The following is a 7826-nucleotide window of genomic DNA, read 5'->3' on the forward strand; positions in this document are numbered from 1 at the left end:
CCGCGTGATGCGACAAATGGGCGGCGCAGGTGCGACGAGGGGAGCGTTACGTGGTGGGCGGAATCACGCTGGTGAAGGACGAGCCGGACGGCACCGGACCCGACGGCTCGCATCCGGACGGCACGGCGGCTGCCGTCGAAGCCGCCGCACCACCCCCGCCACCCCCTCCGGCCGGACTTGGACCCGGGCAGGCGGCGGTGGAGATCAGCCCCCGCAAGGTCCGCATGGTCTTCCTCGGGCTGATGCTCACCCTGCTGCTCGCGGCGCTCGACCAGATGATCGTCGCCACCGCGCTGCCCAGGATCGTCGGTGAGCTGCACGGCCTGGAGAAGATGTCCTGGGCGGTCACCGCCTACCTCCTCGCCTCAACCATCGTCCTGCCGCTCTACGGCAAGCTCGGCGACCTCTTCGGGCGCAAGGGCGTATTCCAGTTCGCCATCGTCGTCTTCATCATCGGCTCCGCCCTCGCGGGCTGGTCGCGCACCATGGAGGAACTGATCGTCTTCCGCGCCCTCCAGGGCATCGGCGGCGGCGGTCTCATGATCGGCGTCCAGGCGATCATCGCGGACATCGTCCCGGCCCGGGAGCGCGGCCGCTACATGGGCCTCATCGGCGCGGTCTTCGGCCTCGCCTCGGTCGCCGGACCCCTGCTCGGCGGCTTCTTCACCGACCACGCCTCCTGGCGCTGGTGCTTCTACGTCAACGTCCCCTTCGGCCTGGTCACCCTGGCCGTCATCGCGGTCGTCCTCAAGCTGCCCCGGCCCGCCGTACGCCCCCGGCTCGACGTCCTGGGCGCGGCGCTCCTCGCCGCCGCCTCCACCTGCCTGGTGCTGGTGACCAGTTGGGGCGGCACCGAGTACGCCTGGGGGTCGCGCACCATCCTGGGTCTGACAGCGGGCGCGGTCGTCACGACGGCGCTCTTCGTCGCCGTGGAGCGCCGGGCCGCAGAACCGATCATTCCGCTACGGCTCTTCCGCGACTCCGTCTTCAACGTCACCGGCCTGGTCGGCGCGGTGGTCGGCATCGCGCTCTTCGGGGCCGCCAGCTATCTCCCGACCTACCTCCAGATGGTCGACGGGGTCAGCGCCACTGAATCCGGGCTGCTGATGCTCCCGATGATGATGGGCATCGTCGGCGGCTCCATCGTCTCGGGCCAGCTCGTCACCCGCACCGGCCGCTACCGGAGCTATCCGATCGTCGGCAGCGCCGTCTCGGTGGTCGGCATGGGCCTGCTGTCCCTGCTGGAGGCGGACACCTCCCCGCTGGTGTACAGCCTCTACCAGGCCGTCCTCGGCCTCGGCATCGGACTGGTCATGTCCGTCCTCGTGCTCGCCGTGCAGAACTCCGTACGCCCCTCCGACCTCGGCACCGCCACCAGCGCCAACAACTACTTCCGGCAGATCGGCGGCAGCGTCGGCGCGGCGATCTTCGGCACGCTGCTGGCCGGGCGGCTCTCCGACGCGCTCGGCGTCCGGCTGCCCACCGGGGCGGAGCTGCCCGACCCCGAGTCGATCACCCCGCAGATCGTCCACGCGATGGAACCCGCGCTGCGCGACGCCTACATCCAGGCGTACGTCGACGCGATGCCGCGCATCTTCCTCTACCTCGTGCCGGTGCTCGTGCTCGGCCTGATCCTCGCCTTCTTCCTCAAGGAGAAACCGCTGGTGTCCCACCACAGCCCCGAAGCCGCCGAGACCACCACCACGCAGATCCCCGCCGCCCGCGCCGACTCCGGTCACCTCGCCGGAGTGCCCGTCCACGGCAGCGTCCAGCACCCCGACGGCACGACCGTCCCCCGGGCCGCCCTGACCCTCATCGACGTCCAGGGGCAGCAGATCGGGCGCGGGGCCAGCGGCGAGGACGGGCGGTACGCGCTCAGCGTCCCCGGCGCCGGCTCCTACGTCCTGATCGCCGCGGCGGGCGGCCACCAGCCGCAGGCCGTCAGCGTCACCGTGGGCGAACGCCCCGTCGAACTGGACGTGGTGCTCGGCGGCGCCGGACGCCTCGCCGGATCCGTCCTCACTCCCGACGGCGCCCCCGTACGCGACGCGGCCGTCACCCTCACCGACGTACGGGGTGAGGTCGTCGCCTCGACCCGGACCGGCCGCGAGGGCGGCTATGTCATCGGCGAGCTGATCGCGGGCGAGTACACCCTCGCCGCCGGCGCCCCCGCCTTCCGCCCCGTCGCCCTCCCGGTCAGCGTGCAGGCCGCCCGCGAGACCCGGCAGGACATCGAACTGGCGGGCGGGGCCGTCCTGCGCGGCATCGTCCGGGCCACCGGCGGGCGGCCCGTCGAGGACGCCCGGGTCACCCTGCTCGACGCGGCGGGCAATGTGGTGGACACCCTCACGACCGGGTCCGACGGGTCGTTCCGGTTCGTCGACCTGTCGTCCGGCGAGTACACCGTGATCGCCGCCGGATACCCGCCGGTCGCCACCGTCCTCCAGGTCGCGGGCGGCGGCCGCACCGAACGCGACCTCCAGCTGGGCCACGAGGACTGAGCCTCACGCGACGGGGGCCGGCGGGGCTTCAGGCCTGAGCCCGCACCGGCTCCCGTACGGGGTCCTCCCGCACCAGCCGCATCAGCGACCGCGCCCCCGGGCTCAGGCTCCGTGCCCCCGGCAGCACCACCACACTCTCGTACACCGGCCGGTGCGGACCCGCCAGCTCCACCGCGACCAGCCGCGCCGCCTCCGGCTTGCGCGAGAAGTGGTGCGGCACCACCGCGATCCCCAGCCCCTCCTGCACCAGCTCCAGCAGGCTGTGCACATCGCTGACCTCAAGGCCCACCGTCCGCCGCACTCCCGCCGCGGTGAACGCCTCGTCGGCGGCCCGGCGCGGCCCCCAGTCCGGGTGGAAGTCGATGAACGACGCCCCCGGCAGCTCCTCCCACGCCACCTGGGCCCGCCCGGCGAACGGGTGGCCCGCCGCACACAGCAGCACCATCGGCTCCCGGGCCAGCGGCACCAGCTCCCCGCGCCACTCCGCCGGGCTGACCGTCGCCGCGAACGCCAGGTCCAGCCGTCCGCCCGCCACCCCGTCCAGCAGACTGCTGGTGCCCTCCTGCCGCAGTCGCAGCTCCATCTGCGGATGCCCCCGGTGGAAGGCGGCCAGCAGCCGTGCCGGGCTCACCCCCGCCACGCACTGTTCGACCCCCACCGTCAGCGTGCCGCGCAGCAGCCCCCGTACGGCGTCGACCGCGTCCCGCGCCGCCCGCGCCCCGGCCAGCGTGCGCTCCGCCTCCACCAGCAGCGCCCGCCCCGCCTCGGTGAGCCGGACCGTGCGCGTGGTGCGGCTGAACAGCGGAGTGCGCAGCTCCTGCTCCAGGGCCCGTACGGAGGCGGAGAGCCCGGACTGCGAGACGGCGAGGCGCTCGGCGGCGCGGGTGAAGTGCTGCTCCTCCGCCACGGCGACGAAGTGCTCCAGCTGACGCAGTTCCATGATTGAGCAGTGTAGGCGATGAATCCGAGCGGAATCTCCTGTTGGACTGCTGGATCGATCTGCGGAAGCCTGGAGCCGTCCCCCCTCCAGGGGGTGCCTCGTACGCCCCGGATCTCTCCAGCGGAGCCTGCCCATGTACCTGCCGTCCCCCGACCGCTACTCCGCCATGCCCTACCGGCGCACCGGCCGCAGCGGTCTGCTGCTGCCCGCGCTCTCCCTCGGCCTCTGGCACAACTTCGGGGGAGACCGGACGCCCGAGACGCAGGGCGCCATCCTGCGCCGCGCCTTCGACCTCGGGATCACCCACTTCGACCTGGCCAACAACTACGGCCCGCCGCCCGGCTCCGCCGAGGAGACCCTGGGGCGTGCCCTGGCGACCGACTTCGCCCGCCTGCGCGACGAGATCGTCATCTCCACCAAGGCGGGCTACCACATGTGGGAGGGGCCGTACGGGGAGTGGGGCTCGCGGAAGTACCTGCGCTCCTCGCTCGACCAGAGCCTGAAACGCCTCGGTGTCGAGTACGTCGACATCTTCTACTCCCACCGCCCCGACCCGGACACCCCGCTCGAAGAGACCATGGGCGCGCTCGACTCCGCCGTACGGCAGGGCAAGGCCCTCTACGTCGGCCTCTCCAACTACTCCGCCGCGCAGACCCGCGAGGCCGCCGCGATCCTGAAGGACCTCGGCACCCCGCTCCTCATCCACCAGCCCCGCTACTCGATGCTGGACCGCCGCATCGAGGCCGACGGGCTGCCGGACGTCCTGGACGAGCTGGGCGCCGGGTCCATCGCCTACTCCCCGCTGGAGCAGGGCATCCTCACCGACCGCTACCTCGACGGCATTCCGGCCGGGTCCCGGGCGGCCGGGGACAGCCCCTTCCTGTCCGCCGACGCCGTCACCCCGCAGCTGGTGGAGCGGCTGCGCTCGCTGGACGCGCTGGCGAAGGAGCGGGGCCAGTCGCTCGCGCAGCTGGCCCTGGCGTGGGTGCTGCGCGGCGGCCGGCTCACCTCCGCCGTCGTCGGCGCGAGCAGCGTGGCCCAGCTGGAGAACAGCGTCGAGGCCGCCCGGAACCTGGACTTCACCGAGGACGAGCTGTCCCGGATCGAGGAGCTTCTGCGGGACGCGAAGACGGGCTGACGCCGGTCGCGTACGGACAACAGGTCAGGTGCCCAAGAGCGGGACGGGTGGCGCGGCCGGCAGCACATGGTCGCCCGCCTTGTCCGTACTCAGGCACAGCGAGCAGACCATGGCGTCATGGGCCGGGCAGGCGGACAGGTCCGGGCGCTCGAAGGTCTGCCGGCAGACGTGGCAGTCGTACGTGACCGCGCTCGGGTTGCCCTCGGCGTCCAGCAGTGGCACCGGGATGCCGTCGTCGCTCCGCCGCAGGTAGTACCGGCCCCGGGTGACGATCGCCATGACCGGAGTGAGGACGAACGCGATCACCACGGCGGCCACGGGGGAGTAGGGCTGGACCGTGTCGCCGAAGGCGTGGAAGTACATCGCGATGGACAGCCCGGAGGCGGCGGTGAACGCGGTCACGCCGACCGGGTTGACCGCGTAGAGCATGCCCCGGCGGAACTCCGGCGCGTGCGGGGACAGCTTCAGCAGGTACTTGTTGACCCCGATGTCGGTGGCGACGGTGACGACCCAGGCGATGGCGCAGTTGGAGTAGAAGCCCAGGATGCTGTTGAGGAAGCTGAACATGTCGGCCTCCATCAGGATCAGCGCGAAGGCCAGGTTGACCAGGACGAAGATCATGCGGCCGGGGTAGTGCCTGGTGACGCGGGTGAAGGAGTTCGTCCAGGCCAGCGAGCCGGAGTAGGCGTTCGTCACGTTGATCTTGATCTGGCTGATCACGACCAGGACCACGGCCAGCGGCACCACCAGCCAGGACGGCATCATCGCGTCGAACGCCCCGCGGAACTGCTGGATCGGCTCGGCCGCCGCCGTCGGCCCCACCTCGGAGAGGATGTAGACGGCGAGGAAGACCCCGATGGCCTGCTTGATCGCGCCGAGCACCACCCAGCCGGGGCCGGCCATCACCATCGCGGTCCACCAACTGCGCTTGTTCGCCTCGGTCTTCGGCGGCATGAAGCGCAAGTAGTCGATCTGCTCGCCGATCTGCGCGATGAGCGAGAGGCAGACGCCCGCGCCCAGCAGCACCGAGGCTGTGTTCAGGCTGCCCTCGCCGTCGGTGCCCGCGTAGGCGAGGAAGCTGTCGACCGTGCCCGGGTCGGTGGCGACGAGGTAGACCAGCGGCCCGACCATCAGCAGCAGCCAGACCGGCGTGGTCCACACCTGGAGCTTGCTCAACGCCTTCATCCCGTAGATGACGAGGGGGATGACCATGAGGGTGGAGACGGCGTAGCCGAGCCACAGCGGCAGACCGAAGCCGAGCTTGAGGCCCTGGGCCATGATCGCCCCTTCGAGGGCGAAGAAGATGACGGTGAAGCTGGCGAAGATGACGCCGGTGAGGACCGATCCGTAATAGCCGAAGCCGGAGCCCCGGGTGATCAGGTCCAGGTCGATGTTGTAGCGGGCCGCGTAGTAGGCGAGCGGGAAACCGGTGATGAAGATGAGGGCCGCCGCCACGGTGATCGCGACCAGGGCGTTGCCGGTGCCGTGGGCCATGGCGATGCCGGCGCCGATGGAGAAGTCGGCCATGTAGGCGATGCCGCCGAGCGCCGTGGTCGCGACGACCATCGGGGTCCAGCGGCGGTAACTGCGCGGCGCGAAGCGGAGGGTGTAGTCCTCCAGCGTCTCCCGCGCCGCCTGCTGTTCGTTCGGGGCGGCGGGCGGCGCGGGGTCCGGAGGGGACGGTTCGGCGAGTTGAGTGCGGGTATCCATGGCGGGGGACGCTAGGCAACCGCCGTTTCCCGCGCGTACGGCCGGCGTGAAGGCGGCGTTACGGTATACCAACCGGGTGTCGGGGAGCGGTGGGACGCGCCTTTGACCCGGGGAACGACGTCCCGCCCGTGAGGCGGGCGGCGACGTCATGTCCACGTCTCAGGGAGCGATGCCCACCCCGTCGATCCGGCTCCAGGACCGCTCCTGACCGGCCGTCATGGCCGGCCAGCCGAGCCCGCCCGGCCGGGGCAGCACCCGGGAGGCGTACGACGAGGGCCGGAACGCAGGATCGTAGAAGCAGCCCGTGCCGTACGTCCGGTCGAAGGAAGCACATGAATCGGCCAGCGAACGCGCGGTGGGCTTGCGGCCGCTGCGGGCCCAACGGTTAAGTACGGCAAGGGAGTTCGCGTACTCCGCGTTGCTCAGCCCGCTGTGCTCGCTCTCCCGGGTGAAGGACTGCACGAGCCGGTGCTCCCGGCCCGCGCCCCGCAACGTGGCCCGGTAGGCGGCCTCGTGCTCCACGAACGCCGTGGGGTCGTCGATGGCGTGCAGGGTCAGGACGGGCAGGGACACCCGCCCGGTCAGGTCGCTGTCCCACGAGAGGTCCCGGCGCGCGGCCGGATCCGCCGAGAACCGCTCCGCGCCCGCGTTGAGCGCCCGGTCGTCGTGCGAGCCGGTATACCGCACACCCCGGTTGGAGAAGGGGTTACGTCCCCCCAGCCGGGTCGAGACGATGTCGCGGAAGGTGAACGTCGCGAACCGCAGATGTGACTCCAGGGACCGCTCCGGGATCCCGGTGACGGCCAGGATGTCGTCCAGGTTCCGCTGCTGGAGCGCGGTCCGGTCGGCCGGTTCGGCGTCGAACCCGGTGCACTCGCGCAGCCGGGCGCCGAGCCCGCCGGACGTCATCGTGGAGCCCGGGCGCAGCCCCTGCCACAGCGGGTACTGCGGCTCGGTGGGGCGCGGGTGGTTGCCGCAGTAGAACTGGTAGACCACGCGCAGGTCCACCCGGTAGTCGTAGCCGCGCGAACCGCCGCCCAGGACGCCGTTGGTCAGCAGGACCCCGTCGTACGCCCCGGGCTTCGTGCCGTACGTCTCCGCGACCTTGGCGGCGACGTTCCCGCCCCAGGACTGGCCGTGCAGATAGGTCCGCCCCGGCTTGCCGAACCGGTCGACGAAGACCCGGCGCACGCCCTCGGTGTCGGCCGCCGCCATCCGCGTCCCGTAGCCGCCGCGCCGGTACGAGGAGCCCGCCCAGGCGTACCCCTCCTCGACCATGACGGCCCAGCGCTCCAGGTCCTCGGTCGAGCGGGCCGGGTCCGACGCCTCGCCCAGGTCGGGCCCGCCATGGGCGTGCACCACCAGGGAGCCGTTCCAGCGGACGGGGACGGCGAGCGCGTAGTGCGCCCCGTTCCCGTCCTGGCCCGTGTAACACCGAGCTTTTCCGGCCAGCGCCTCCGGGCAGGCGGCGGCGACCGGGGCTCCGGCCGGGCTTCCGGTCGGGGCGGGCGCCGCCGGGGCCCGGCCCGACCGGAAG

5 protein-coding genes are annotated in these 7826 nt (G+C 72.0%); 2 read left to right on the forward strand and 3 right to left on the reverse strand.

The annotated features are described in order from the left end of the window. Window positions 1-50: 50 nt before the first annotated feature. Window positions 51-2501 carry an MFS transporter gene (locus tag D3105_RS21270; protein ID WP_118904688.1) on the forward strand — a complete coding sequence of 817 codons (2451 nt, stop codon included), beginning with the start codon at window positions 51-53 and terminating at the stop codon, window positions 2499-2501. Window positions 2502-2529: 28 nt separating this feature from the next. Here the strand turns inward: D3105_RS21270 and D3105_RS21275 are convergent, their stop codons facing one another. After that, window positions 2530-3441, reverse strand: a complete 912-nt coding sequence (locus D3105_RS21275) for a LysR family transcriptional regulator (protein WP_118904689.1) — start codon at window positions 3439-3441, stop codon at window positions 2530-2532. Between the two features lie 133 nt (window positions 3442-3574). On the opposite strand from D3105_RS21275, the gene D3105_RS21280 reads away from it, so the two are divergent. Continuing rightward, window positions 3575-4579: an aldo/keto reductase gene (locus D3105_RS21280; protein ID WP_118904690.1), complete on the forward strand. Its 1005-nt coding sequence runs from the start codon at window positions 3575-3577 to the stop codon at window positions 4577-4579. A 24-nt stretch (window positions 4580-4603) separates the two neighbouring features. Here D3105_RS21280 and D3105_RS21285 read toward each other — a convergent pair whose 3' ends face one another. Together D3105_RS21285 and D3105_RS21290 are read right to left on the reverse strand one after the other, a co-directional pair. Next, window positions 4604-6289: a purine-cytosine permease family protein gene (locus tag D3105_RS21285; protein WP_118904691.1), complete on the reverse strand. Its 1686-nt coding sequence runs from the start codon at window positions 6287-6289 to the stop codon at window positions 4604-4606. 159 nt (window positions 6290-6448) lie between these two features. Next, window positions 6449-7826 (reverse strand): hypothetical protein (locus tag D3105_RS21290; RefSeq protein ID WP_118904692.1); only part of this gene is annotated, 1378 nt, incomplete at its 5' end.

Source organism: Streptomyces globisporus, assembly GCF_003501885.1.
Lineage (GTDB): Bacteria > Actinomycetota > Actinomycetes > Streptomycetales > Streptomycetaceae > Streptomyces > Streptomyces globisporus_D.